Below are 22,940 nucleotides of genomic sequence, written 5' to 3' on the forward strand. Positions count from 1 at the left end.
GACGAGCGGAATGGAGAAGGTATGGCAAAGGTTTTGATGATTCATCCAGAGCGTTGTACTGGATGCCAGAACTGCGAACTGGCTTGCAGCTTCAGCCACGAGCAGCAGTTCCGGCCGACAGCTACCCGCGTGCACGTCTACAGCTGGGAGCGCGAAGGATTCTCGGTGCCGATGATGTGCCAGCAGTGCGACACAGCGTCGTGCATGAAGGTGTGCCCGACCGGCGCGCTGCATCGCTCGAAGGGCGATGTGCTGGTTGAGTACTCGAAAGACAAGTGCATTGGCTGCCGCATGTGCACCATCGCTTGCCCGTTCGGCAACGCGGTGTATGACAGCGTGACCGGCACGATTCTGAAATGCGACACCTGCGGCGGAGATCCGTCGTGCGTGCAATTCTGCCCGAACCAGGCGCTGGAATATGTGGATGACAACATTTCCACGCGCTCTCGCAAGCACTCGTTTGCGAGCAAGTTCAAGGCTGCATTCGAGGGGGCATAACCATGAACGGCTGGAGCGGAACAATTCTGCGCATCAACCTGACGACGGGCGCCGTTTCGACGGAGCCCACCAATATGAAGGACGCCGCGCTGTTCCTGGGCGCGCGCGGACTTGGCGACAAGATTTACATCGACGAAGTCGATCCGAAGATCGATCCGTTGTCGGCGGAGAACAAGATGGTCTTCGCCCCCGGTCCGTTCTCGGGAACGTTCGCCCCGTCGGGCGGACGCTACCACGTGGTGACCAAGAGCCCGCTGACGGGCGCCATCGCCGGTTCGAACTCGGGCGGCTCGTTCGGCCCTGAGCTGCACTACGCCGGTTACGACGCGATGATCATTGAAGGCAAGGCTGCCGAGCCTGTCTACATCTGGATCAAGGACGACGCAGTCGAAATCCGCAAGGCCTCGCACCTGTGGGGCAAGTGGGTTCCGGACACCACCGACATGGTGCGCGCCGAGACCGACATGGAAGCCAAGGTGGCCTGCATCGGACCGGCCGGCGAAAAGCTGGTGCTGTTCGCGGCCATCATGAACGAGATGCATCGTGCCGCGGGCCGCTCGGGCGTGGGCGCCGTGATGGGCGCCAAGAACCTGAAGGCCATTGCCGTGGTCGGCACCAAGCCGATCAAGGTGGCCGACCCGAAGGCGTTCATGAACGCCGTGCTGGCCGGACGCAAGGGCGTCAAGGAGCATCCGGTGGGCGGCGCTGGTTTGAAGGCCTACGGAACCAACGTACTGGTCAACATTCTGAACCAGATCGGCTCGCTGCCGACGCGCAACTTTGACGACGGCTACTACCCGCAGGCGGACAAGGTGGGCGGCGAAACCCTCGCGGCCAACCAGTTGGTCCGGCCGAAGGGCTGCTTCTCCTGCGTCATCAGCTGCGGACGCGTGAGCAAGGTGAAGGATCCGAAGTACGCGGGCGAAGGCGAAGGTCCGGAGTACGAAGCAGCATGGTCGCTCGGTCCCGACTGCGAGATCGACAACCTGGACGCCATCGTGCACTCCAACCACCTGTGCAACGAGTTGGGCATGGACCCGATTTCGTATGGTTCCACACTGGCCTGCGCCATGGAACTGTATGAAACCGGCCTGATCAAGCCGTCGGAGACACAGGGCATTGAGCTGCGCTTTGGCAACGCCGACGCCATGGTGGAGATGACGCGCAAGACCGGACTGCGGGAAGGCATCGGCGACAAGCTGGCGCTGGGCTCCTATCGTCTGGCCCAAGCCTATGGCCACCCCGAGCTTTCGATGACGGTGAAGAAGCAGGAGATGCCTGCGTACGATCCGCGCGGAGTTCAGGGCATCGGTCTGGAATACGCCACCTGCAACCGCGGCGGCTGCCACGTGAAGGGTTACACCATCGCGGTGGAAGTTCTGGGTTGCGGCATGAAGATGGATCCGCATGCAATCGCCGACAAGCCGGGCCTGGTGAAAGTGTTCCAGGATCTGACGGCTGCGATCGACGCTTCGGGCGGCTGCATCTTCGGCACCTTCGGCATGGGCGGCCCGGATTACGCGGCCATGCTCTCGGCGTTGACCGGCATCAACTACACGGCCGACGACTACCTGAAGGCTGGCGAGCGCATTTGGAACATCGAGAAGATGTTCAACCTGAAGGCAGGCCTCACCAAGGCGGATGATGTTCTGCCGGAGCGGTTGACCAAGTCTGCCATCAAGACCGGACCGTCGAAGGGCCAGGTGAGCCGTGTGCCCGAGATGCTGCCGGAGTATTACAAGCTGCGTGGCTGGAACACCGAAGGCGTTCCGACCAAGGAAAAGCTGCATGACCTGCAGCTGGCCTAACTAAGGAGACTCGTTTCCGTGATCATCCGTTACTTTGCGGACATTCGGACATTGACCGGACGCGGAGAGGAAACCTGGACGAAGGCGGAACCGGATTTGCGGTCGCTCATGAAAGGGCTGGCCGCAGCCCACGGTACCGCCTTCGCCCGGCGGGTCTTTGAAGGCGAACAGCTCAGCAGCACCATCATTGTCTTTATCAACGGCCGCGACATTGCGCACCTGCGTGGAATCGACTCCGCGCTGACCGGTGACGACATCGTGGCGATCTTCCCGATGGTGGCGGGCGGATAACCCGCCACCCGTGGAAGGAGGAATTTTGTGACCGCAAGCTACGCAGCACTGATCCCGCTGGCCGCTCTGTTTGCAGGCGTGCTGTTGGAGATTCTGCTGGCGGGAGTGCTCTCGACGCGCGCCAAGGGTTGGCTGGCTGTGCTCTCCGGCTTTGGAGGACTGGCCGGAGTCATCGCCATCTGGCCCACGATTCTCGCCGGGAAAGCACTGGACGTGAGCTTTGGCACCTGGGATGGACCGGTACGGCTGGCTTACCACATTGACGGCCTCGGTTTCCTGTTTGCCATCATGGCCGCCGGCATCGGCTCGGCCGTGTTGCTCTACGCCGTCGGCTACATGGAACACGAGAAGGGCACCACGCGCTTCTACTCGCTGGTGTTGATCTTCATCGCTGGACTCATTCATCTGGTTTACGCCGCCGACCTCTTTCTTGTGTATCTGAGCTGGGAGCTGGTGGGCCTGTGCTCGTTCTTCCTGGTCGGCTTCTGGTATCGCGATCGCGAGGCCGCATTCGGCGCGCGCAAAGTTTTGACCATTACGCACCTGGCCGGCTACGGACTGTTCGCCGCCGTGGTGCTGCTCTATGTACGTACCGGCTCCACGCTGTGGACCGACCCGAAGGTGCAAGGCGCCTTCAGCACGGGCATCTTCCTGCTGGTGCTGGTGGCGGCCGTGGCCAAGTCGGTGCAGTTCCCGCTGCATACCTGGATTCCGAGCGCGATGGCTGCGCCGACGCCGGTCAGTGCGCTGCTGCACGCGGCCTGCTACGTCAAGGCCGGTGTTTACCTTGTGGCGCGCATGCACAGCATCGGACCGTGGCCTGCCTCGTGGGGCATGACGGTTTCGTGGCTCGGTGCCATCACGCTGTTGATCGGCGTGTTGTTTGCCTTGGCGCAGCATGACCTCAAGCGCCTGCTCGCCTTCCACACCGTGAGCCAGATCGGCTACATGATGCTCGGCCTTGGGCTGGGAACGCCGCTCGGCATTGCCGCCGGTCTGTTCCACTGCATCAACCACGGATTGTTCAAGGGCGGCCTCTTCCTGTGCGCCGGCGCGGTGCAGCATGCCTGCGGCACGCGCGACATGAACCAGCTTGGCGGTCTGGGCCGCAAGATGCCGCAGACGATGAAGATCTGGCTGATCTGCGCGGCGGGCATCGCGGGCGTGCCGCTGTTGAACGGTTTTGTCAGCAAGTGGATGCTCTACAACGCGGCGCTGGAAGTGCATCAGCCGGTGCTGGCACTGATCCCCTGGATCGGCAGCATCCTGACCGTATTCTCCTTCCTGAAGGCAACCAGCGGAGTCTTCCTCGGCAGCGACGGTGAAGCCACCGAAAAAGCGCACGAGGTTCACTGGACGATGCTGGCGGGCGGCGGTGTGCTGGCCGCGGGCTGCGTGCTGTTTGGCGTGGCGCCGCAGGTGGCCATCACCTACCTGATGAACCCGATGCTCTCGGCCGTGGGTTGTACGGCGCTGACCGGCGTGAGCTGGTTCGGACTGACGGCGACGCAGGGCGTGTGGCTGGCTTCGGGCGGCCTGATGCTCGGCGTAGTGGCGTTGCTGTTCGGCGCCATCGTTGCCTACATTCCCTCGGTGGTGCGTGGCGGCACGGTGGCCGCCGGTGGCGCACCCACGGTCTTCACGGGCGGCGAAGTGCTGAGCCCGCGCGGACACCTTGGGGCTTCCGACTTTTCGTACTCGGCCAAGCACGCGCTCGCGCCCTTCTACCAGTTCTTTGATGCCGATAGCTACTGGCTGCGGCTGTGGCGGCTGGTGAGCAGTGTGGCGAATGCAGTGGCAAAGCCGCTGGCTTCGGCGGAAAAGATCTCCTGGGCGCTGCTGCCGGTGCTGGCCATTGGCGTAGGAGCCTATGGCTGGCTGCAGCCGGTGCAGAAGGCTGCGGAAAACAGTGCGGCAGTTGCACTGCCAACGTGGATTCTGGCGGCTGGAACCGGCGTGGCTCTGGTGGGCCTGCTGGTGGCGGCCGCTGCGGCAAGCGCCTGGCGCAAGCTGGTGGTGCCGCTCGCAGTTTCCGGCGCGCTGGCCATCGGCGGAATCATGGCGCAGGGCGCTCTGGTTCGCACGGGCCTGCTGGAAGCGGCCTCGGTGGTGGCGCTGCTGATGCTGTGGAGCACCACGCGCAACGCTGGCGCACGCTACGGCTACCTGATGGCGATCATTCTCTCGGCTGCTGGCATGGTGGGCGGTGCGCTGGCTGTGGAGAGCGGAAACGCTCAACTGGCAATGGCGCTGCTGTTGCCGGCCGTGGCGGTCAAGCTCGGACTGGTTCCTCTGTGGCTGTGGCTGCCGCTGATGACCGAAACAACGCCTGCGGTACTCGCCGGTGTCGTCATCGGCGTGGTGGACGTTGCGGCCTTTGCCGAGGTGCTGAGCCTGCGCGCGACGGAGGCGTGGTTGTTCGCGCCCGCGTTGCCGTGGATCGCGCTCGGCGTGCTCTCGGCCGTCGTCGGCGCGCTGCTGGCGCTGGCGCAGACCAACCTCAAGCGGCTGCTCGCGTTCTCAACCATTGAGGACATGGGCCTGATGATTGTGGCGCTGGCGCTGGGTGGCGAGCTTGGTTTGACCGGCGCGCTGCTGGGCGCGACGGTTCACGCCGTGGCCAAGGCGCTGCTGTTCGCCAGTGTCTCCGGACCGGAGGCGGACGGGGCAGTGCTTGGCGCGGGTGCCGGACTGGCAACGCGTCATCCCATCGGCTCGGCCGGTTTCGCTATCGGCTCGCTGGCGGTGTTGGGCGTGCCCCCAACACTTGGATACGCGGCGCACTGGCGAATCTTCGCCGCCGTCGCAGGAAATACCGCGCTGCTCACGACACTGTGTGCGGCTGCCATGCTCACCGTTGCGGTCTACGCCCGCGCCATCACCTTGTACTGGTGGGGACCGGACACGACGGCGGAGCGTTCGATACCGTACAGCCGCGGCCTGATGATTGTTGCAGTACTTTTGCTCTCTCTCGTCCTGCTGACAACTGGATTCTGGCCGCGGCTGCTCGGGGGGATTGCATGAACACGAATCGCGGATTCATCTATCGCCTGGTGGAGCGCGCGCGTCGCCGTTCGGCCTGGCTGTATCACTTCAACGCCGGAGCCTGTAACGGTTGCGACATCGAACTGGTCACCTGCCTGACGCCGCGCTATGACGTCGAGCAGGTGGGTATCAAGCTGGAAGGCAGCCCGCGTCACGCGGACGTGCTGTGCGTCTCCGGACCGGTGACGAACACCACGCGCGAGGCGCTGGAGACCATCTACGCGCAGATGCCGGAGCCGAAGGTCGTTGTCGCCATCGGCTCGTGCCCGGCCAGTTGCAACGTCTTTGCCGGTAGCCCGGTGATTGCCGGGCCGGTGGACAAGATCATTCCGGTGGATATCTTCGTGCCGGGTTGCCCGCCGCGTCCGCACGCCATCATTGACGGCGTGGCGCGCGCCATTGAAAAGCTGGCGCAGCACCACTCGCCCAGCGTGGGAGGTGCCAAGTGAATTCCGTTCGCGCATTTCTCGCGCTGCTAGTGTTCCCCGGACTGTTGTTTGCGCTGCCGATGGGCTGGTTCATGCTCGGACTGGAGCGGAAGCTGAAAGCCCGCTTCCAGGGCCGCATTGGACCGCCGCTCACGCAGCCGTTCTATGACACGGTGAAGTTGCTGGCCAAGCTTCCGGTCAGCCGCTTTGCCAGCGACGTTCCGCTGCTGCTCGGCCTGCCTCTGCTGGCGGTGGGCAGCATGATTGGCGCGCTGGCGCTGCTGCCGGTCTTCAATTCGGAGAGCGGTTTTGTCGGCGACATCATCCTGCTGGTGGGCCTGCTCGAACTGGCTCCGCTGTGCTACATCCTTGCCGGATACGCTTCGCGCTCCATCTATGGTGAAGTGGGCGCCACGCGCGAGGCCATCATGAGCATCGTCTCCAATGTGCCGTTCCTGATGGCGCTGGTGGCGATGGCGGCCGTCTCGGGCTCCATGCGCAGCTCCGCCATTGTGGCTTCCACCCCGTGGATTGTGCGCGCGCCCGCCTTGCTGGCCATCCTGATGTGCCTGCCGGTAAAGCTGCGGTTGAATCCGTTCTCGCTGGCCAACGCCGAGCAGGAACTGCTGGCCGGGCCGCTGACGGAGTTCGACGGGCCGCGCCTGGCGCTGTGGGAGATTGCCCACGTGCTGGAGTGGGTGGCGCTGATCGGCTTCTTTGTGACGCTGGCGGTGCCCGTGCGCAGTGAGTACTGGTGGGTGAACGCCATCGGCTTCGTGCTGCTTTCGCTGGTGATGGTTCCGTTTCTGACGCTTCTGGCGGCGTCCACGGCGCGCATGAAGTTCACGCAGGCCAGCAGCCTGATGTGGAAGTACAGCGGCGTGGTTGCGGTGCTGGCGCTGGTGGCGGCCGTGGTGATTCGCGGAGGAGGCCGGTAATGCTGAAAGCTCTGAAGATGATCTTCGGAAACGTGGCCACGGAAAAGGCCACGGTACCTCTGCCGCACAGTGTGCCTACGCCGGAGATGTTCCGCGGCGAGGTGCTGCTGGACCCGGCAAAGTGCCTGGGCTGCGGCATGTGCGCCTACGTCTGCGTAAGCAACGCCGTAACCGGCAAGGAACAGCCCAACGGTGCCTACTTGTGGAGCTACGAGCCGGGCCGCTGCACCTTCTGCGCGCGCTGCGCGGACCGCTGCCCCGGACTGGCGCTGCACATGGGGAGCGATCCAATCGAGCCTTACGAACATCCGGGCCAGCGCGCCACCTCGCATGTGGTGGAGTTCCACCCGTGCAAGGAGTGTGGCGCGCCAGTGCGCTTTGCCAATGAGGAACTGCTTCGCCGGGCCTTTGACCACGTGAAGCATGAGACACGCGACCTGCTGCAATTGTGCGAGCGCTGCCGGCGCCGCCGGTTGCAGCGCAGCATGATGCCCAGCGTGTTCTTTGAGGACAAGGAGACGACGAAATGAACGCACAGGAAGCCCGCAAGCACGTGGGCGGAAACTGGGAGGAGCGCACGGACGGCTGGTGGCTGATGGTTGAGCCGGAAGCCGTACCGCAGGTTGCGCGCAAGATGCTGGAGGCCGGTGCGCGTTTTGCCACCATCCTCGGCGTGCCCGGCCCGGGCGAAGAGTATCGCGTCTCCTGGCACTGGGATATTGATGGCGTGCTGCTGTCGGTGCGCGCGCACGTCGCAATTGGCGACCTGGTGCCGAGCATCATGGACACCTACCCCGGCGCCGATTGGGCCGAGCGCGAACTGTGTGATTACTTCGCGGTGGAGTTCAAGGGACGCACCTCGACGCCGCCGCTGATGCTGCGCGAGGAAGACCGCCGCGGCGTCCTGCTGTGCAAGACCGGAGAGAAGCTATGAGCTACCGCATCCCGATTGGCCCGTATCACCTGGCGCTGGAAGAACCCTACAAGATCGAGGTGGAGTGCGAGGGCGAGCGCGTCATTGACGCCTCGCTGAAGGTCGGCTTCAACTTCCGCGGCATTGAGTGGCTGGCGCAGCGCAAGAACATCACGCAGTGCATTGCGCTGATGGAGCGCGTGTGCGGCATCTGTTCGAACGTGCACTCCATGTCGTTCTGCATGGCCATGGAGCGCATCGGCGAGATCGAGGTCCCGGCGCGCGGGCAGCACATCCGCATGGTCACCGCCGAACTGGAGCGGCTGCACTCGCACCTGCTATGGGCCGGCGTGGCCGCCGAGCTGATCGGTTTTGAGACGCTGTTCATGCAGATCTTCCGCCTGCGCGAGGCGGTCATGGACACCCTCGAGTCGGTCTCCGGCAACCGCGTGAACTATTCGATGAACCGCATCGGCGGCGTCAACCGCGACATCACCGACGACAGCAAGGTTCGCAAGGTGGCGCAGGAGATCAAGCAGCTGACTGAAGGCTCGCTGATTCCGCTGCTGACCACCGACGAAGGCGTGCTGGCCCGGTGCAGCAAGGTTGGCGTGTTGAAGCGCGAAGACGCAATCTCCTATGGCGCAGTGGGGCCGGTGGCGCGTGCTTCGGGCCTCGACATGGACCTGCGGCGCGATCAGCCGTATCTCGCCTATGACCAGATTCAGTTTGCGGTTCCGGTGCAGACCTCCGGCGACGTCTTTGCCCGCGTGGTGGTGCGCGCGCTGGAAATTCTGGAGAGCTGCAAGATCATTGAGCAGGTTCTGGACCGCATGCCTGCTGGCCCGATTCATGCCGGGGAAATCTACTCGGTGAGGGCGGGCGAGGCGGTTTCGCGCGTGGAAGCTCCGCGTGGCGAAGTTTTCTATTATGTCGAGTCCAACGGCACGGACACACCCGCGCGCGTAAAGGTGCGTACGCCGAGCTTTGCCAACATCGCGGCCGTGGCGGCCATGGTGAAGGGCAATGACCTGGCCGACGTGCCGCTGATTCAAGCCGCGGTCGACCCGTGCTATTCCTGCACGGACCGCTAGCGCGGAGGGAACGCGATGAGCACGTTGGATGCGGCGGTGCTTGAACGCTACTCGCGGCAGGTGCGGTTCCACGGCATTGGCGAGGAAGGGCAGCGGAAGATCTGCGCCTCGCGCGTGGCCGTGGTCGGCTGCGGCGCGCTGGGCAGCACGCAGGCGGAGATGCTGGCGCGCGCCGGTGTCGGCTTCCTGCGGCTGATTGACCGCGACTACCTGGAATTGAGCAACCTGCAGCGGCAGTCGCTCTACGACGAGAAGGACGTTGCGGAGGCCCTGCCGAAAGCGGCAGCGGCCGCCGCGCGCCTGAAGGCCGTCAACTCCAGCATTACCGTGGAGCCGGAGATCAGCGACCTGACACCGGCGACAATCGACGACCTGCTTGGTGACGTGGACCTGATTCTCGACGGTACTGACAACTTCGAGACCCGCTATCTCATCAATGACTACGCGCTTAGCCACAACAAGCCGTGGATCTACGGCGCGGCGGTTGGCAGCTACGGTCTGAAGATGCCCATTGTTCCGGGCAAGACCTGCTGCCTGCGCTGCATGATGCCGGAGTCTCCGACGGGTGCGCAGCAGACCTGCGAAACTGCGGGTGTGCTGGCGCCGATCACAGCCATTATCGCTTCGCTGCAGGTGGCCGACGCGTTGAAGATCCTCTCCGGAAACATTGACCAGCTCAACCGTCAGTTGACGATTGTGGATGTGTGGACCGGAGACATTGTGCAGATGGCGCAGCCGGAGGCCAAAGCCGACTGCCCCGCCTGCGGACTGAAGCAGTACTCCTACCTCACGGGCAAGCACCGCAAACCCATCAGCCTGTGCGGACGCAACGCGGTTCAGATCCACGACCGCGAGCGCCACATCGACCTCGGGGAACTGGCGTCGCGCCTGGAAGGACTCGGCCCCATCAAGGTCAATGAATTTGCGCTGCGCGCGCAGATTGAGGGGTATGATTTGACCGTGTTTCCCGATGGCCGGGCGATCCTGAAGGGCACAACGGATGTTGGCGTTGCCCGCAGCTTGTACGCAAAATACATAGGGAGCTGACAAGAATCCATGAAGACACCCCCTCGTTGTTTCCTCTCCGCCACCGTGCGCTGCATCGCGGTGGTGTGCCTGGTCGTGCTGCTGGCCTCTCTGGGCATGGCGCAGCAGCGTCTGAAGCTCTCAACCACAACCTCCACGGAGAATTCGGGACTATTGAACGTACTATTGCCGCCATTTGAGAAACAGTGCGGCTGCAAGGTAGACGTGATTGCCGTTGGCACCGGCAAGGCCCTGAAGCTGGGCGAACAGGGTGATGTGGACGTGACGCTGGTGCACGCCCGCGCTCTGGAAGACAAGTTCATCGCCGCCGGTTTTGGCGTGAATCGCCGCGACGTGATGTACAACGACTTCATCGTGATTGGTCCGGCGAACGATCCGGCGGATCTGAAGCACGCAACCTCGGCGGCCGATGCCTTCCGCCGGCTGGCGACCAAGCAGGCGGCGTTCATTTCGCGCGGCGATGAATCCGGCACGCACCAGAAGGAAAAGGAGATTTGGGCGGCGGCGGGCATCAAGCCTGCAGGCGGCTGGTACCGTTCGGCCGGGCAGGGCATGGGTGAAGTCATCAACATGGCCACCGAGATGCGCGCCTACACGTTGGCCGACCGCGGCACCTACAACGCCATGCGCCACGGCAAGACCGATCTTGTCGACGTCTACGACTCCAGCCGCGCGGCAGGCAAATCAAAGAAGGCAATTGCTCCCAAGCTCACGGTGGAGCAGGTGCAGGCGCTGACCGGCGCCAACGGTTTGTTCAATCCGTACGGCGTCATTGCCGTGAATCCGCAAAAGTATCCTCATGTGCAGCACGCGCTGGCGATGAAGTTCATCGACTACATCACCGGGCGCGAGGGCCAGAAGATCATTGAGGATTACAAGGTGCAGGGCGACCCTGTGTTCTTCATCTACTCGAAAAAGTAGCGCGTGAATTTTCTTTCGGAATCGCTTCGCACCGCGTTCGGCTTGATCTTGGCGCGCGATGCGGATGTCATGTCGGCCGTGGCGGTATCGTTGCACGCGGCGCTGTGGTCCATCCTGCTGGCCTCGCTGGCGGGTGTGCCCATCGGCGCCGCGCTTGCGCTTGGGCGTTTTCCGCTACGCGGCGCGTTGCGCTTGATCCTCAACAGCCTGATGGCGATGCCGACCGTGGTGGTGGGTCTGGTGGTCTACGCCTTCCTTAGCCGGCAGGGCGCATTCGGTTCGCTGGGGCTGCTGTTCACGCCGCGGGCCATCATCGTCGGGCAGTCCATCCTCGCCATTCCCATCGTCAGCATGTACACGCTGACAGCGTTGCAGGCAGCTGACGAGCGCATCCTCTCCACGGCGCGCACGCTCGGCGCCAGCAACATGCAGGCCTTTTGGCGGATGGCCTGCGAAGTCCGCTTCGGGTTGATGGCGGCCATCGTCGCCGGCTTCGGCCGCGTCGTCTCCGAAGTTGGCGTGGCCATGATGCTCGGCGGCAACATCCGCTCCTATACGCGCACGATGACTACGGCGATTGCCCTCGAAACCAGTAAGGGTGAGTTTGCCTTCGGCCTCGCGCTCGGGTTGATCCTGATGGCGATTTCCTTCGGCGTGAACATCTTCCTCACGCTGGCGCAGGGGAGGCGCGCATGAGTCTCCAGTACGAACTGCGCGGCATTGAGCTGTGCTACGGCCGTACGCCGGTGCTGGCCTTTGACGAGTTGATGCTCGAAAAGGGCGGGCTGTACGTGCTGGCCGGGCCAAATGGCTCGGGCAAAAGCACGCTGTTGAACCTGCTGGCGTTCTTATCGCGGCCCGCAAGTGGCACGGTGGAGTTTGCTGGTGAGCCTGTCGGCTGGTCGTTGGCGGAATGCACGCGGCTGCGCCAGCGCGTGACACTGTTGCAACAGACGCCGTATCTGTTTACCGGCAACGTGGCCGCCAACGTAGGCTATGGCGCACGCGTGCGCGGCTGGGATCGCGAAATCACGCGAAGAACGGTGAGTACCAACCTTGCGCGCGTGGGCCTCGCCGGGTTTGAGACGCGCAATGCGCGCAAGCTTTCCGGCGGCGAAACGCGCCGGGTGGCGGTTGCGCGCGCACTCACCTGCAAGCCCGAGGTGCTGCTGCTGGATGAGCCGCTGGCAAACGTGGACCGCGCCAGCGTGGCGCTGCTGGAATCGCTCATCGTCTCGTTGCACCGCGAGGGGATCACCATTGCGCTCGCCAGCCACGATGAGCGGCTTGGCGAAAAGCTCGGAGGGAAAGTAATCTACTTGGAAGACGGGAAGCTGCTCGGCGTTGCCGGGTAGACTTCTCCAAGAAAGATTTCGGGTGAAAGTTTTGCCAACCTTTGAAGAAGCCCGGCGCCTGGTTCTGGAACGCGTTACTCCCCTTGAAGCCCAATCTGTCGATCTTATCGATTCACTCAGTCTGGTTACGGCCGAGGACGTTTCCGTGCCGTGGGAGATGCCGCTGTGCGACAACTCGGCGATGGATGGCTACGCTGTCCGCACCGCCGACTGCACCGAAGGCGCTCGCTTGCATGTGCTCGGCGTGATTACCGCCGGTTCGGATGCGGAGTTTGAAGTCACGCCCGGCTGTGCCGTCCGGATCATGACTGGCGGACGCCTGCCGAAGGGTGCCGACGCAGTGGTGCCGTTTGAGCACGCCGAGGCCGAAGGCGATTTTGTCACGCCGAAGAAGGCCGTGAAGCTGCACCAGCACGTGCGCTTCACCGGCTCGGATTTCCATACCGGAGAGGTTGCGCTGCCGGCCGGAGCCGTGGTTCGCCCGGCGGAGATCAGCCTGATGGCCTCGCTTGGACGCACACAGATTGCCGTGCATCGCCGCCCCGTGGTTGCCATTCTTTCCACCGGCGATGAAGTGCTCGAGCTGGGCAGCCGTCCTGCTCCCGGCAAGGTGATCGACAGCAATGGAGTTTCACTGGCGGCCTCGGCGCGTGCCTGCGGCGCGGAGGTTCGCCTGCTGGGCATTGCGCGCGACAACGAAGCCAGCCACGTGGAGAAGATGACCGAGGGTCTGAAGGCCGACGTCTTCATCACTTCGGCGGGCGTCTCCGTGGGCGAGCGTGACCTAGTGCGCAAGGTGCTCACCGATCTCGGATTTGAGCAGGTGTTCCATTCGGTGTCCATGCGTCCGGGCGGGCCGACAACCTTCGGCATGCGTGGTAAAACTTTGGTTTTCTGCCTGCCGGGAAACCCTGTGGCCTCCATGCTGACCTTTGCGGAGTTTGTGAAGCCTGCGTTGCGCAAGGCCATGGGGCACGCGCAGGTGCTGCCAAGAATGCTGCGGGCCGTGCTGCAATCGCAGGTCGGCAAGCGCGAAGGCGTGGTGCGCTTGCTGCGCGTGCGGCTGGAAGAGCGCGATGGAACACTGCTGGCCTTCGACGCCGGAGACCAGGCGACCGGCATGTTGAACACGCTGGTGCACTCCGACGGCTGGGCCGTTCTTCCGTCCGGGCGGACTTCATTTGCTCCGGGCGACGAAGTCGACGTTCATCTGATGTAGGCGCTGCCAGCGGCCCGCAGAGGCCGCGGCACAGGCATTGAATCCCCTCATCTGCGTTCGTCGTGCGTTGCGTTGACGCTGCGCGCCGTGGGCGATAGGCTAGACCACATTCAATTCAGGTGTGCTCCGCCGGGCCGCGCGAGCGTTTTTTCGCGCATTGCCCAGCCATTGGCCTGCGGGCCGCAAGGGGACCGATGCTGAAATCTGCTGCAACATTGCTGCTGCTGGCCGTGCTGGCCGGCTCTCCGCTGGCGTTGGCACAGGCCACGCATGAATCTTCCACGGCAAAGAGTGCGGGCGCTTCCGCCGCGCTGCACACGCGCGAACTGCTGTGGGAGAAGATGCGGCATGACGTGGAGCGCAAGGCGCAGGAATTCCACGGCGTGGCCGGCGTCACCATCCGCGACCTCGCTGATGGCCGCGAGTTCAGCATCAATGGCGACGACGTGTTCCCCACGGCAAGCTGCATCAAGGTGGCGCTGCTTACCGAACTCTACCGCCAGTCGGAGACTGCCACGGGTGCCAAGCTCGCGGACACCTACGTGGTCGACACCAAGGACCTTGCGCCCGACAGCTACATCCTCGGCAACCTGACGCCGGGCGTGACCCGCGTGACCAACCGCGACCTGGCAGGCTTCGTCGTCACCGTCAGCGACAATTCGGCCACCAACATCCTCATCGATCGCGTGGGCATGGAAAAGGTGAACCACATGCTTGACGCCGCCAGCCTGCCTCAGACCCGCCTGCGCCGCAAGATGATGGACGGCACGGCGGCCAAGGAAGGCCGCGAGAATGTCTCCACGCCGCGCGAGATGGCCCGGCTGCTGGAAGACATCTACCGCGCGCGCATCGTCAACCGCGCCTCCAGCGACGATCTGCTGCGCCTGCTCTCCACTTATAAAGACAGTTGGATTCCGCGTCTGCTGCCGGAAGAGGTCGCCATTGCCAACAAGCCGGGCGAACTCGACGCCGTGCGCAATGACGTGGGCATTGTGCTGCTGAAGAAACATCCATACATCATCTCGGTCTTCACCACCTACGCGGCCAACGGGCACGAGGCGGAAGAAACCATCAGCCAGATTTCGCAGATCGCCTACCAATATTTCTCGCAGGTGGAGACCGCTTCGGAGTACGGCCGCACACTGGCGCAATAGACGGCTTTTCCGCGAAACTTGCCGCGGGGTAAGGTGGCTGCGAAAGCGATTGCCAGCGGTGAACGACTTTGTTCTAATATGTTCATTTCTGTTCGGATGAGGACAGCCTTACACGTCTTCGCCGCCGAGGTCGCCGATGAAGTGCCGTCCTGCCGGTCGTTCGAAGTGCAATCTCTTTGCCAGGCTTTGTGCCGTATTGCTGGTGTGTTCCCTGGGGGCGTCTGCGCAGGTGGTGGCGCGTGGAGCGGTGCGGAAGGCCGCGACCGCGCCTAGGCTGGAACTGCGTGAAGGCTGGCAACTGCATTCCTCCGCTGGACAGAACTTTGACGGCGCCACGCTGAGCACCACGCACTTCAAGGCCGACTCCACATGGATTCGCACCACCGTTCCGAGCACAGTACTGGCAGCGCAGCTCGCGGCCGGAAAGCTCGGCGTCAAAGACCCCTTCTACGGCCGCAACTTCCGCGACATTCCCGGCACGGATTATCCCGAAGGCAAGATTTTCGCCAACCTGCCCATGTCCGACAGCAGCCCCTACCACGCCTCGTGGTGGTATCGCACGGAGTTCACGTCGGCGAACGATGGGCGCAGGAAGTGGCTGCACTTTGCGGGCATCAACTACCGCGCCAACATCTGGCTGAACGGGCACAAGCTCGCGGACACCAAGCAGGTTGCCGGCGCCTACCGCGCCTATGAATTTGAAGTTTCCAAGCTGCTGAAACCGGGGCACAACGTGGTGGCCGTCGAGGTCTTTACCCAGACGGAGAACGATCTCGGCATCAATTTTGTGGACTGGAACCATGCCCCTGCCGACAAGAGCCTGGGGCTTTGGCGCGAGGTCTACCTCGATGAGAGCGGACCGGTGGCGGTGCGCAATTCGGCGGTGACCACGCACTTCACGGACGACGCGCTGAGCGCCGCCGAGTTGACCGTGGTAACCGATGTGGAAAACGCGACCGACGCGCCTGTGAAGGCCACGGTGCGCGCCACGCTCTGCGGCGCAACGGTTGAGCAGACGGTGGAGTTGAAGGCGAACGAAACGCGCTCCGTGCGCTTTACGCCCGCGGAGTTCAAGCAACTGGTTGTGGCGCATCCGCAGCCGTGGTGGCCGGCACAGTACGGCAAGCCGCACCTGGAGAAGCTCACGGTCACCGTATCGGTCGAGGGCAAGGTCTCCGGCGAGGAGGCCACGCGTTTCGGCATCCGCGAGGTGCAGGGCGACGTAAATGCCGAGGGGCACCGCCAGTTCCGCATCAACCGCCGCAACATTCTCATCCGCGGCGCGGGCTGGTCGCCGGACGTTTTCTACCGCGAGCCTGACAAGCGTCTGCGCCAGGAGCTGGAGTACGTGCAGCACATGGGGCTGAACACGGTGCGGCTCGAAGGCAAGCTCGGCAGCGAATCGATGTTCCGCATGGCCGACGAGATGGGCATCCTCATCATGGCCGGGTGGTGCTGCTGCGACCACTGGGAGCACTGGAACAAGTGGACGCCTGAAGACCACGAGATTTCGAAGGCCTCGCTGCACAGCCAGATCAGCCGCCTGCGCCAGCATCCCAGCGTGTTTGTGTGGCTGAACGGCAGCGACGGGCCGCCACCGGCGGATGTCGAGCAGGATTACATCGACATCCTTAAAGAGCGCGACTGGCCGAATCCGTTTGTCAGTTCCGCCTCGGCAACGCCAACCAAGGTGACCGGAGCGAGCGGTGTCAAGATGAGCGGCCCGTACGACTATGTGCCGCCGGAATATTGGTATCTGGACAAGGCCAAGCTCGGCGGCGCCTACGGCTACAACACGGAGACCGGTCCGGGGCCTGCAATTCCGCTGCCGGAGAGCATCCGCCGCACGCTGCCGAAAGAGAGTTGGTGGCCGCAGGATGCGCAGTGGAACTTCCACGCCGGAATCGGAAAGTTTGCGCAGTACAACAACTTCAACGCCGCCATGGAAGCGCAGTTCGGCAAGGCCACCGGTTTTGACGACTACAACCGCAAGGCGCAGTGGATGGCCTACGACGGCGAGCGCGCGATGTTCGAGGCTTATTCGGCAAACAAGTACACCTCGACCGGCGTGATTCAGTGGATGCTGAACAACGCGTGGCCGGAATTTATCTGGCACCTGTACGACTACTATCTGGTTCCGGCGGGCGGCTACTTTGGCACCCGCAAGGCCAACGAGCCGGTGCACGTGCAGTATCGCTACGACGAGCGCACGGTGGACGTTGTGAACTCGACGCTGGCGGAGCAGAAGCAGCTCACGGTCAAGGCGCAGGTGTTCAGCCTCGATGGGCAGCAGACGTTCTCAAAGGAACAGGCGCTCGACCTTGCACCCGACGCGGTTGCACACACCATCACGGTCCCCGCGCAGACGGAGGCAACCTTCCTGAAGCTGGACTTGCGCGACGCCAAGGGCCACATGTTGAGCGGGAACTTCTACGTGGTGCCGAAGGCGCTGGCCGACCTGCAGTGGGAGAAGAGCAACTACTTCTACACGCCGGCTGCGCGCTATGCAGACCTGACAGCGCTGGAGAAGCTGCCGAAGGCCACGGTGAGCGCGCGTCTGGAGCAGGTGACGGCCAGCGGCGGCGTGCTGCGGCTGCAGAACACAGGCAAGAGCGTGGCCTTCATGGTCCACGCCGAAGCCGTGAAGCCGGGGAAAGATGAGCTGATCGCACCGATTCTGTGGGACGATAACTTCATCTCTCTGCTGCCGGGTGAGACGCGCACGTTGCGCTTCCATCTGGTGGATGGAGCGCAGAAGTTCTCGGTGCAGGTGGAAGGCTGGAACGTGGAGCACCGGATCGCAGGCTCCGCGGGCAAGGCTCAGTAGAAGGCAAGTCCGGGGGATGGAAGTCGAAGATGGCAGCTTGCAGGAGCGGTGGAATGAAGATGGACGGCGCGATGGTTGTGCGCATGATGTGGGTGCTGCTGATGCTGGCGGCTCCGGCGGCGATGGTGTGGGCGCAAGCCTCTACCCCCAAGCCGGAACTGGTGGTGGCGCGGCCGGTGGTGAACATGTATGCCAAGGCCTCGGCGGACAGCGAAGTGGTCTCGCAGGCGCTGTATGGCGCGGGTGTGCACGCGCTGCGGGCCAGTGAGGGATGGGTGGAGGTCCGCACGGCGGACGACTACACCGGATGGGTACGCAGCGAGGAGCTGCTGGCTGGAGTTGGCGAATATGCTCCGGCGGGCCGCGTGGTGCGCGTGGTGCAGAAGAGCGCCAACGTCTACCGCGAGCCGGATGTGACCAAGCACGCGCCGGTGTTGAACCTTCCGTGGGAGGCGCGGCTGGAAGTGCTGCCGGAGAAGGTGGGCAGCGGCGAACGCTGGCTGAAGGTGAAGCTGGCGACCGGCGAGCAGGCCTACGTGCAGAAAGGCGATGTCAGCGCCGACTTCAAGCCGCTGACGATCGAGGAGAGCCTGCAAGTGGCACGGCGCTTCCTCGGCGTCACCTACACCTGGGGCGGCACGTCGAGCTACGGCTTTGACTGCTCGGGCTTCACGCAGATGGTGGTGCGGCAGCGCGGCATCCTGATGCCCCGCGACGCCGACGTGCAGGCGAGCTGGAGCGGCGTGGTGCCGGTAAAGCGCGAGGAACTCCAAGCGGGCGACCTGTTGTTCTTCGGCGAGAGCCTCGACAAGATTACGCACACGGGCATGTACATCGGTGGCGGCGAGTTCATACACGACACCACACACGAGCATCCAATGGTGCAGATCAGCAAGCTGGACGACATGCCGTGGACCAAGCTCCTGGTGGCGGCGCGGAGGGTGAAGCAGTGAATCGCAGGGAATGGATGAAGATGGCAGGCGCAGCCTGCGCGGCGGCGGCAATGACGACAACCAGTGAAGCTTCCACGAAGAAGGGCGGCCCGACCGAGGTGAAGGTTGAGCTGAAGCGCCTGAACCTGCGCCACACCTGGACGACCACCATGTCGTCGAGCGCCTACCGTGACACCGTGCATGTGCAGTACACGCATGACGGCATTACCGGCTACGGCGAAGGCGCGCCAATCGTGCGCTACAAGGAGTTTCCCGAGCAGGCGAAGCAGGCCATCGACGCCATCAAACCGGCGATCCTCGCGGGCGATCCGCGCCAGTTTGACGTGATGCTGGCATCGATCCGCAAGGCGCTCGGCGACGGGCAGCACGCGGCCATGGCGGCCGTTGACATTGCCATCTGCGACTGGCTGGGCAAGCGCCTGGGCGTGCCGCTGTATGAATACTTCGGACTCGACCCGGCGATGGCTCCGGTCACAACCTTCTCCATCGGCATTGACACGCCGGAGATCACGCGGCAGAAGACGCGCGAGGCCGAGCAGTATCCGGTGCTGAAGGTGAAGGTCGGCCTCAAGAGCGATGAAGAGACCATCGAGGCCATCCGCAGCGTGACCAAGAAGCCGCTGCGTGTGGACGCCAACGAGGGCTGGACGGACAAGGAAGAGGCGATCCGCAAGATCAACTGGCTGGAGTTGCAGGGCGTGGAGCTGATTGAACAGCCGATGCCTGCGCACATGTTCGAGGAGATCCGCTACGTGCGCAGCAAGGTGCACCTGCCCATCATCGCCGACGAAGCCTGCACCAGCGCCGCGCTGATTCCGAAGCTGAAGGAAGCCTACGACGGCATCAACGTGAAGCTCGACAAGTCGGGCGGCATCATGGAGGCCTACCGCTGGATCAAGATGGCACGCGCGCTCGACATGAAGGTGATGCTCGGTTGCATGATCAGCAGCTCTTGCTCCTGCACGGCGGCCGCGCACCTGGCGCCGCTGGTGGACTACCCCGATCTCGACGGGCCGCTGCTCATCGCCAACGATCCGTATGAAGGTGTGAAGTTCGAGAAGGGAAAACTGATTCTGCCCAAGGCTCCGGGCCTGGGACTGAAGGTCATTGCCGGTTAACCGGCACGGAAGCGGAGAGCCATGGGATTGAATGCGCTGGACCTCGTTGTGATCGCCGTGTATTTGGTGGCGGTCACGGCGTTTGGCATGCACTTTAAGAAGAACCAGACGCTGAAGAGTTACTTTCTCGCCGAGCAGACGATTCCGTGGTGGGCCATTGCGCTCTCCATTGTTGCGGCCGAAACCAGCACGCTGACCGTGATCAGCGTGCCGGGCATGGCCTTCGACAAGGACTTCCGCTTTCTGCAACTGGTGCTCGGCTACCTGGTCGGGCGCGTCATCATCTGCCTGCTGCTCATTCCGCACTATTTCCGCGGAGACCTTGTCACCGCCTATCAGCTCATCGACCGGCGGTTTGGCAAGCGGCTGCGCTCGCTCACCGCAGGGCTGTTCCTGCTGACGCGCGCGGCAGCCGAGGGTGTCCGCGTGTTTGCCGTGGCGATTGTTGTGGGCATTGCGCTGGGGCCTCTGCTCGGGCACCACAGCGACTTCGCGCGTGACGTGGCCGCCATCGCCATCGTCACCGTGCTGACGCTGGCTTACACGTTCAAGGGCGGCATGTCGGCCGTCATCTGGACCGACGTGATTCAACTCTCGGTCTACCTGACCGGCACCATCATCGGCTTCTTCACCATCATCCACCTTGTCCCCGGAGGCTGGCCCACGGTCTACCAGGTGGCGAGCGCGGCGAACAAGTTCCGCATGTTCGATTTCTCGTGGAACTTCTGGGCGACCTACACGTTCTGGTCCGGCGTCATCGGCGGCGCGTTCCTGACCACTGCGAGCCATGGCACCGATCAGCTCATCGTGCAGCGGCTGCTCAGCTCACGCAGCGAGCGGCAGGCCAAGATGGCTCTGCTGATGAGCGGCGTGGTGGTGCTGGCGCAGTTTGCGCTGTTCCTGCTGATCGGCGCCATGCTCTACGTCTTCTACAAGCTGATGCCGCCGGAAACGGCCTTCACCCGCACGGACACCATCTTTCCGGCCTTCGTGGTGACTCATATGCCGCATGGCATCAGCGGGCTGCTGATCTCGGCCATTCTGGCGGCGGCCATGTCCAACTTGAGCGCGGCGCTGTATTCGCTGTCTTCGACCACAGTGGTGGATTTCTATTCGCGCATTGCGCCGCAGGCCACGGAGAAGCACCGCATGTTCGTCTCGCGGCTTTCGACCGTGTGCTGGGGCGTGGTGCTGTTTGCACTGGCGATTGTGGCGCGCGGCGGCGGCAAAGTGCTGGAGGTCGGCCTCTCCATCGCCTCGGTTTCCTATGGCGGACTGCTTGGGGTCTTCCTGCTTGGCGTGCTGACGAAGAAGGCCACCGAGCGCGGAGCTATGGCAGGCATGCTCGCCGGATTTGTGCTCAACGTTTACCTGTGGCAGTGCACCAAGGTGCCTTACACCTGGTATGTAGCACTGGGCAGCACCACGGCCTTCATCGTGGGCTACGCCGCCAGCTTTGTGCTCAAAGAAAAGAACCAGACGATCGCGGAGGGCGCGCACTAAGCGCCCTCCCGCGGGTCAATCCTCCTCACAAATCCCATTCATCTCGCGGGCTGTCATCCTGAGCGCAGCGAAGGATCCCTGCGCCCCGGCCTTCGCGCAGGCGTGCAAAGTTTCTATTCGTCAATGCTGGCAGTTGTCTGGTGTAGCTTGTCGCGCAGGACGGCGGCGGAAACATCGTCGCGGCGAAATGGTCGATCTATGGACGTATGAACCCACTTCTGCCGACGGAGGGCAGAAGTGGGGCACGGGAAGTTGCTTGCCTGCCGGTTAGTCGGAGGGAGCCTCAAAGCTGACCAGCTCACGGCGGAAGCCGCGCGTCTTCAGTGCGCCATAGGCCACGCCAACTGCCAGCCAGAGCACGCCAAAGATCTTCGTGGTCAGCGCCAGGTTCCACCAGATGAAGGCGCAGATGGCAAAGCCTGCCAGCGGGCAGAAGAGGTGGAAGAGGAATCCGCTGGGGCCTCGACGCCCGTCGCGTACAAAGTAGCGCACAAACGCGGCCATGTTCACGCCCATGAAGGCGATGAAGGCGCCGAAGTTCAGCAGTTCGGCACCGGCCTCATAGCTCATCAGGAAGGCGCCGCCAAGGGCGAGCACGCCGATGAGGAGCACGTTGTTGGCCGGGATGCCGCTGCGCTCGTCGATTCTGCCGAAGAAGCCCTTGGGCAGCGCGTTGCCGCGTCCCATGCCGTAGAGCAGGCGCGCCGCGCCCAACTGTGCGCCCATGCCGGAGCCGATGTTGGCCACCAGCAGCGTGAGGTTTAGCAAATGGAAGAGGCGCATGCCGCCGACCTTGCCCGCGATGTCGACATAAGCAGTGTCGGGCTGGGTGAGCGCCTGCGTCCAGGGCGAGACAAGCTGCGCGGCGTAGACCTCTACCGAACTCAGCAGGCCGGTAATCAGGCAGACCAGCACGGTGGCCAGCAGGATGTTGCGGCGAGGGTTCTCAACCTCTTCGGAGAGCGTGGAGATGCCGTCAAAGCCGATGTAGGTGAGCACCGCCAGCGACGTGCCCTGGAAGACCGCGACGCGGGAGAAATTCTGCGGGTCGTAGAACGGCCGGGTGTAGAAGCCGGGGAGCTTTGGCTCCATGCCGAAGATGTAGCGAAAGGCGACGATGAGGAAGACGACAACCACCACGCTCATGCCGGCGGCCATGATGTTGTTCACTCGCGCCGAGGTTTTGACCCCGCGCAGATTCAGCATGGTGAACAGCAGGGCGTAGAAGACGGCCCAGAGCGCGTGCGGAATCTGCGGAATGATGTTCCGCGAGAGGTCGCTGCACAGAATGATGCAGATGAGCGGGTTGAGCAGGTAGTCCATCACCATGCTCCAGCCGGTCAGGTAGCCGAGCAGCGGACTAAGTTCGCTGCCGACGTAAGTGTAGGCCGAGCCGGCGCTGGGGTAGACGCGCGCCATTTTGCCGTAGCTGAGGGCGGTGAACATCATGGCCACCATGGCGATCAGGATGGTGGTGACGACGTGTCCGCGGGCCTTGTTGGCGATGCCGCCGAAGATGCCCATGGGCGCGATGGGCTGAATGATGATGATGCCGTAGATGATCAGGTTCCACAGGGTGAGCGAACGGCGCAGGGCCGGGGCGGAACTGGACGAAGACGAGGCGGCGCTGGACATGGCTCTCCTGAGGAGCGGCGGCCCCGCAGGAGCAAGCGCGGCGCGAGCGGCCCGCCGGGATGAATGTTTTTGAACATATCAGGTCGGATTCGTTCGGACAATCGTTTTTCCGGCAGAAATCCGACGGGAGAATTCATTTTCCTTATCGAGTTCATGGGAATTAGAAATAGTGGTGAAAGATAAGGATTTTGTG

20 protein-coding genes are annotated in these 22,940 nt (G+C 63.3%); 19 read left to right on the forward strand and 1 reads right to left on the reverse strand.

The window, feature by feature from the left end:
* The first annotated feature begins 21 nt into the window (after positions 1 to 21).
* From AC6IZO_RS01080 to AC6IZO_RS01170, 19 genes are all read left to right on the forward strand, one after another.
* Positions 22 to 498 carry a 4Fe-4S dicluster domain-containing protein gene (locus AC6IZO_RS01080; protein ID WP_497807113.1) on the forward strand — a complete coding sequence of 159 codons (477 nt, stop codon included), beginning with the start codon at positions 22 to 24 and terminating at the stop codon, positions 496 to 498.
* Between the two features lie 2 nt (positions 499 to 500).
* Entirely contained in the window at positions 501 to 2,306 is a 1,806-nt protein-coding gene (locus AC6IZO_RS01085; RefSeq protein ID WP_497807115.1) for an aldehyde ferredoxin oxidoreductase family protein, read from the forward strand.
* 18 nt (positions 2,307 to 2,324) lie between these two features.
* Complete coding sequence (locus AC6IZO_RS01090) at positions 2,325 to 2,597, forward strand: MoaD family protein (RefSeq protein WP_497807117.1); 273 nt, start codon at positions 2,325 to 2,327, stop codon at positions 2,595 to 2,597.
* A 27-nt stretch (positions 2,598 to 2,624) separates the two neighbouring features.
* Positions 2,625 to 5,621 carry a proton-conducting transporter transmembrane domain-containing protein gene (locus AC6IZO_RS01095; RefSeq protein ID WP_497807119.1) on the forward strand — a complete coding sequence of 999 codons (2,997 nt, stop codon included), beginning with the start codon at positions 2,625 to 2,627 and terminating at the stop codon, positions 5,619 to 5,621.
* A complete protein-coding gene (locus tag AC6IZO_RS01100) occupies positions 5,618 to 6,091 on the forward strand; it encodes an NADH-quinone oxidoreductase subunit B family protein (RefSeq protein ID WP_497807121.1) in 474 nt (157 codons plus the stop codon). The genes AC6IZO_RS01095 and AC6IZO_RS01100 overlap by 4 nt, the downstream gene beginning before the upstream one ends.
* Entirely contained in the window at positions 6,088 to 7,008 is a 921-nt protein-coding gene (locus AC6IZO_RS01105; RefSeq protein ID WP_497807123.1) for a respiratory chain complex I subunit 1 family protein, read from the forward strand. Before AC6IZO_RS01100 ends, AC6IZO_RS01105 begins: the two co-directional genes overlap by 4 nt.
* Positions 7,008 to 7,538 (forward strand): 4Fe-4S dicluster domain-containing protein, encoded by a 531-nt coding sequence (locus tag AC6IZO_RS01110; protein ID WP_497807125.1) that lies wholly within the window; start codon positions 7,008 to 7,010, stop codon positions 7,536 to 7,538. Before AC6IZO_RS01105 ends, AC6IZO_RS01110 begins: the two co-directional genes overlap by 1 nt.
* Positions 7,535 to 7,942 (forward strand): NADH-quinone oxidoreductase subunit C, encoded by a 408-nt coding sequence (locus AC6IZO_RS01115; protein ID WP_497807127.1) that lies wholly within the window; start codon positions 7,535 to 7,537, stop codon positions 7,940 to 7,942. Before AC6IZO_RS01110 ends, AC6IZO_RS01115 begins: the two co-directional genes overlap by 4 nt.
* Positions 7,939 to 9,015 carry a hydrogenase large subunit gene (locus AC6IZO_RS01120; protein ID WP_497807129.1) on the forward strand — a complete coding sequence of 359 codons (1,077 nt, stop codon included), beginning with the start codon at positions 7,939 to 7,941 and terminating at the stop codon, positions 9,013 to 9,015. Before AC6IZO_RS01115 ends, AC6IZO_RS01120 begins: the two co-directional genes overlap by 4 nt.
* A gap of 15 nt (positions 9,016 to 9,030) precedes the next feature.
* Complete coding sequence (locus AC6IZO_RS01125; protein ID WP_497807131.1) at positions 9,031 to 10,062, forward strand: ThiF family adenylyltransferase; 1,032 nt, start codon at positions 9,031 to 9,033, stop codon at positions 10,060 to 10,062.
* Positions 10,063 to 10,071: 9 nt separating this feature from the next.
* Positions 10,072 to 10,983 (forward strand): ABC transporter substrate-binding protein, encoded by a 912-nt coding sequence (locus tag AC6IZO_RS01130; protein ID WP_497807133.1) that lies wholly within the window; start codon positions 10,072 to 10,074, stop codon positions 10,981 to 10,983.
* Positions 10,984 to 10,986: 3 nt separating this feature from the next.
* Positions 10,987 to 11,679 carry an ABC transporter permease gene (locus AC6IZO_RS01135; protein ID WP_497807135.1) on the forward strand — a complete coding sequence of 231 codons (693 nt, stop codon included), beginning with the start codon at positions 10,987 to 10,989 and terminating at the stop codon, positions 11,677 to 11,679.
* Positions 11,676 to 12,338: an ABC transporter ATP-binding protein gene (locus AC6IZO_RS01140; RefSeq protein WP_497807137.1), complete on the forward strand. Its 663-nt coding sequence runs from the start codon at positions 11,676 to 11,678 to the stop codon at positions 12,336 to 12,338. The genes AC6IZO_RS01135 and AC6IZO_RS01140 overlap by 4 nt, the downstream gene beginning before the upstream one ends.
* Before the next feature lie 22 nt (positions 12,339 to 12,360).
* Positions 12,361 to 13,557: a molybdopterin molybdotransferase MoeA gene (locus AC6IZO_RS01145; RefSeq protein ID WP_497807139.1), complete on the forward strand. Its 1,197-nt coding sequence runs from the start codon at positions 12,361 to 12,363 to the stop codon at positions 13,555 to 13,557.
* A 194-nt stretch (positions 13,558 to 13,751) separates the two neighbouring features.
* Positions 13,752 to 14,711, forward strand: coding sequence for a serine hydrolase (locus AC6IZO_RS01150; RefSeq protein WP_497807141.1), 960 nt, complete (start codon positions 13,752 to 13,754; stop codon positions 14,709 to 14,711).
* Positions 14,712 to 14,958: 247 nt separating this feature from the next.
* The gene (locus AC6IZO_RS01155; protein WP_497807143.1) at positions 14,959 to 17,538 is read left to right on the forward strand and encodes a glycoside hydrolase family 2 protein; all 2,580 of its coding nucleotides are present in this window, start codon (positions 14,959 to 14,961) and stop codon (positions 17,536 to 17,538) included.
* Between the two features lie 53 nt (positions 17,539 to 17,591).
* A complete protein-coding gene (locus tag AC6IZO_RS01160; protein WP_497807145.1) occupies positions 17,592 to 18,491 on the forward strand; it encodes a C40 family peptidase in 900 nt (299 codons plus the stop codon).
* A complete protein-coding gene (locus AC6IZO_RS01165) occupies positions 18,488 to 19,609 on the forward strand; it encodes a dipeptide epimerase (protein WP_497807147.1) in 1,122 nt (373 codons plus the stop codon). The genes AC6IZO_RS01160 and AC6IZO_RS01165 overlap by 4 nt, the downstream gene beginning before the upstream one ends.
* Before the next feature lie 21 nt (positions 19,610 to 19,630).
* Positions 19,631 to 21,112, forward strand: a complete 1,482-nt coding sequence (locus AC6IZO_RS01170; RefSeq protein WP_497807149.1) for a sodium:solute symporter — start codon at positions 19,631 to 19,633, stop codon at positions 21,110 to 21,112.
* A gap of 267 nt (positions 21,113 to 21,379) precedes the next feature.
* On the opposite strand, the gene AC6IZO_RS01175 is transcribed toward AC6IZO_RS01170, so the two are convergent.
* Positions 21,380 to 22,747, reverse strand: coding sequence for an APC family permease (locus AC6IZO_RS01175; protein WP_497807151.1), 1,368 nt, complete (start codon positions 22,745 to 22,747; stop codon positions 21,380 to 21,382).
* Positions 22,748 to 22,940 lie beyond the last annotated feature (193 nt).

Source organism: Oryzophilus luti (genome assembly GCF_059726245.1).

Excerpts from the sequence above, each read along its gene's own strand:
- AC6IZO_RS01125 (WP_497807131.1), top strand. The coding sequence starts at position 9,031 with ATGAGCACGTTGGATGCGGCGGTGCTTGAACGCTACTCGCGGCAGGTG.
- AC6IZO_RS01150 (WP_497807141.1), top strand. The coding sequence starts at position 13,752 with ATGCTGAAATCTGCTGCAACATTGCTGCTGCTGGCCGTGCTGGCCGGC.
- AC6IZO_RS01130 (WP_497807133.1), top strand. The coding sequence starts at position 10,072 with ATGAAGACACCCCCTCGTTGTTTCCTCTCCGCCACCGTGCGCTGCATC.
- AC6IZO_RS01085 (WP_497807115.1), top strand. The coding sequence starts at position 501 with ATGAACGGCTGGAGCGGAACAATTCTGCGCATCAACCTGACGACGGGC.
- AC6IZO_RS01115 (WP_497807127.1), top strand. The coding sequence starts at position 7,535 with ATGAACGCACAGGAAGCCCGCAAGCACGTGGGCGGAAACTGGGAGGAG.
- AC6IZO_RS01160 (WP_497807145.1), top strand. The coding sequence starts at position 17,592 with ATGAAGATGGACGGCGCGATGGTTGTGCGCATGATGTGGGTGCTGCTG.
- AC6IZO_RS01120 (WP_497807129.1), top strand. The coding sequence starts at position 7,939 with ATGAGCTACCGCATCCCGATTGGCCCGTATCACCTGGCGCTGGAAGAA.
- AC6IZO_RS01080 (WP_497807113.1), top strand. The coding sequence starts at position 22 with ATGGCAAAGGTTTTGATGATTCATCCAGAGCGTTGTACTGGATGCCAG.
- AC6IZO_RS01140 (WP_497807137.1), top strand. The coding sequence starts at position 11,676 with ATGAGTCTCCAGTACGAACTGCGCGGCATTGAGCTGTGCTACGGCCGT.
- AC6IZO_RS01110 (WP_497807125.1), top strand. The coding sequence starts at position 7,008 with ATGCTGAAAGCTCTGAAGATGATCTTCGGAAACGTGGCCACGGAAAAG.
- AC6IZO_RS01175 (WP_497807151.1), bottom strand. The coding sequence starts at position 22,747 with ATGTCCAGCGCCGCCTCGTCTTCGTCCAGTTCCGCCCCGGCCCTGCGC.
- AC6IZO_RS01170 (WP_497807149.1), top strand. The coding sequence starts at position 19,631 with ATGGGATTGAATGCGCTGGACCTCGTTGTGATCGCCGTGTATTTGGTG.
- AC6IZO_RS01100 (WP_497807121.1), top strand. The coding sequence starts at position 5,618 with ATGAACACGAATCGCGGATTCATCTATCGCCTGGTGGAGCGCGCGCGT.